Genomic DNA, 2837 nt, shown 5'->3' on the forward strand with positions numbered 1-2837 from the left:
GCGCTCGTACAGACCCCGCCGGTCGACCAGTTGCACGACCTGGCCGAGCAGTCCGTTGGCTTTCGGTTCCTCGCTCGGTTCGGGCAGTCGCTCCAGCACGATCGGCCGGATCCCGGCCAGGCTCAGCTCGCAGGCCAGCATCAGCCCGTTCGGGCCGGCTCCGCTGATCACAACATCGACGGTCATCGGTGATTTCTCCTTCATCGGGATGGAAAGACGCGCAGCTCGCGCTCGACTTCGTCCAGGTCGACGCGCGCACGGGAGATCGTGCCGCCGTTGCCCCTGCCTCTCATCGGCCTGGTTCCTGTCGGTCGGGGATGAGGAGGCCAGACTAGAGGACAAAAGTGCGTGCACGCAATTTTGCGTGCGCGCAAAGTAGATGGAATACTGAAGCGGTGACGACACGACGGGCAGGGTTGCGCGAGCAGAAGAAGCGGGCCACCCGGGAGGCGCTGTGCGAGGCGGCACTTCGGCTGGCGCTCGAGCGCGGGCCGGACAACGTGCGCGTGGACGACATCGCCGAGGCCGCCGGCGTCTCACCCAGGACCTACAACAACTACTTCTCCAGTCGAGAACAGGCGATCGTCGCTGCCATCACCACGGAACGGGAAACACGGGTCGCGGCGGCAGTGGCAGCTCGGCCCGCCGCCCGGCTCGCCGACGCCGTCATCGACGCGATCGTGGATCAGTACACCGCTCAGGACGAATCCGGTCGTGACGCGCTGCTCCTGATCGCCGGCCATCCCGCGCTGCGTGACGCCTTCGTCCATACCTCCACCGCGATGGAACATCCTCTCGCCGACGCGATCGCTGCCCGCCTCGGCGACATCGACCCGCACACCGCCCGCGTGCTCGCGGCCAGCGTGACCGCCGCGGTTCGCGTCACCCTCGAACGATGGCTCCAACCGGCCCCTGTGAGCAGCGGACTCGTCGTGCCATCCGGTGCGTTACCGGAGCTGCTCCGCGCCGGACTCGCACCACTCGCCCCCGCACTCGATGCCGCCGAGAAACGACCACACCGCTGACATTCGTGCAGCGCGAAACCCGCGCCCGCGGCCTGATCTGCGCCGATACCGGACTGCTGCGATGGCGGGCCGGCAACATCCGGCACCGACCCATCCCGGATCTCCACCCGCACTACCGGTCATGGTTTACCGAGTCGACTTGTCGCGCAAAGAAATCGATCCTGAACCGGGCCGCAGGGCAAACTCTAGGTCGCCATCGCGTCGGCTGGCAGGCGGACCAGGCCGAGGTGATCGCATCGGCGGATCAGCGGTGTGAGGATGCGATCGGCATCGCTCGCGCGGTCGGCCCGGCGCAGGGCGCTGCCGAGCAGGAACCCGGCACGCAGCGCGGCCAGCGGCCTGCGCTGCACATCTATCCCGGCGACCAAGTTCTCGGCGCGCTCGATCGCCGACCGGGGCCGACCCGTCGCCAGCAACACGCGGATCGCGGAGTCCTCATCGAATTCATCGATGGTAGTGGCGGTTCCGTTGTCACGCCGGATCGTGCGCGCGCTCGTCAGTGCCGCCGCCACGGTGGGATCGAGTTCGACGCCGAGACGCACCCGCTCGTTGCGGACCCGGGCGGCCAGGCGCGGCAGATCCAAGAGTTCGGCGTGGGACATGCCCTCGTCGAGGAGTTCCAGCGCGCCGTCCCGGTCGCCGCGCAGGGCTCGCACCCGCGCACCGGTCGCGTAGGTGGCGAGCATGATGTCCACCCCGCCGCCGCCTTCGGCGGACAGTTCTCTGCTCTGCTCCAGTAGATCCGCCGCGATATCGAAATCATCGGTCTCATAACGTAATTCGCCCAGCAAAGCACACGCGAGGCGAGTCGCGTGGGCGGCGGCGCCCATGGTCGTGCGTGCGGTGTCGAGCGCGGTCGTGAACAGGTCGTCGGCGCCGATGATGTCGAGCTGTTCGCGGGCGGCCACACCCGCGAAACAGCGCCCGTACACCGACAGGAACGGGCCGGTCGCCTCGTGATACGGCGCTGCCCAGAGCTGCCACCGGCGCGCCTCGGCGAAGTCGAAGCGCTGGATCGCCGCGAAGCTGGCGATATTGGCCGCCACTCCGGGGATCCGCGGGGAGAAGTCGTCGGGCCGGGCCAGCGCGTCACCGATCAGACCGTCGAGCTCGGATACGCGGTCACCGAACATCTCCCGGACGCTGATCGCCACGTCCGCTTCCGCGCGCAGATCGGTGCGCTCGGGCTCGGCGGGTGGGGCCGCGGCCAGCGCGGTCTCGAAGCGGGCGAGGGAGGACGCGGTGGCCGCGGGTCTGCGCAGCACCAGGTTGACCCAGACGCCGAACAGCTGGATACGGGGCCTCGCCCGGCACACCCTGGCGGGTAGTTTTGCCAGAATGCCCTGCAGCATCACCATTTTCGACAGCTCCAGCAGGTAACCCGCGCCCTGTTCGACGAGATCGGCCGCGCGTTCGGGGTTCTGCGCGGCCAGCGCTTGGTCGACGGCGTCGTTGAGCAGGTGATGGTGCGCGAACCAGTCGGCGGCTCGCAGCCGCAGACCCGCGATCTCGCCCGGGCGGTCCTGGGCGAGCCTGCGGCACAGATAACCAGCGAACAACTGGTGGTAGCGGTACCAGTGGTGGTCGGGGCCGGTGGGCAGCAGGAACAAACCGCGGTCGGCGAGATCGGCGAGGAGGTCGGCGGCGTCGGTGCGGCCGGTCAGGGCGGTGGCCAGTCCGCCGCAGATCCGCTCGCAGATCGAGGTCGTCATGAGGAATTCGAGGGTGTCCGGATCCAGTGCGCCGAGTACGTTCTCGGCCAGGAACGCCCCGATGTCGGGGTGCGCGGCGAGGCTGTCGAGCAGGTGCGCC

The 2837-nt window shown here is 68.9% G+C and carries 2 protein-coding genes and 1 pseudogene; 1 reads left to right on the plus strand and 2 read right to left on the minus strand.

Going from position 1 to position 2837, the window contains the following annotated elements; genetic code table 11:
- Positions 1 to 186 (minus strand): FAD-dependent monooxygenase (locus ACFWF3_RS30960; RefSeq protein WP_379317256.1); only part of this gene is annotated, 186 nt, incomplete at its 3' end.
- A gap of 209 nt (positions 187 to 395) precedes the next feature.
- Here ACFWF3_RS30960 and ACFWF3_RS30965 point away from each other — a divergent pair.
- Positions 396 to 1025: a TetR/AcrR family transcriptional regulator gene (locus ACFWF3_RS30965; protein WP_378989648.1), complete on the plus strand. Its 630-nt coding sequence runs from the start codon at positions 396 to 398 to the stop codon at positions 1023 to 1025.
- A gap of 185 nt (positions 1026 to 1210) precedes the next feature.
- On the opposite strand, the pseudogene ACFWF3_RS30970 reads toward ACFWF3_RS30965, so the two are convergent.
- A pseudogene (locus ACFWF3_RS30970) lies at positions 1211 to 2837 on the minus strand (protein kinase); the annotation flags it as partial.

The sequence above is a fragment of the Nocardia sp. NPDC060220 genome, assembly GCF_042727815.1.
GTDB lineage: Bacteria > Actinomycetota > Actinomycetes > Mycobacteriales > Mycobacteriaceae > Nocardia.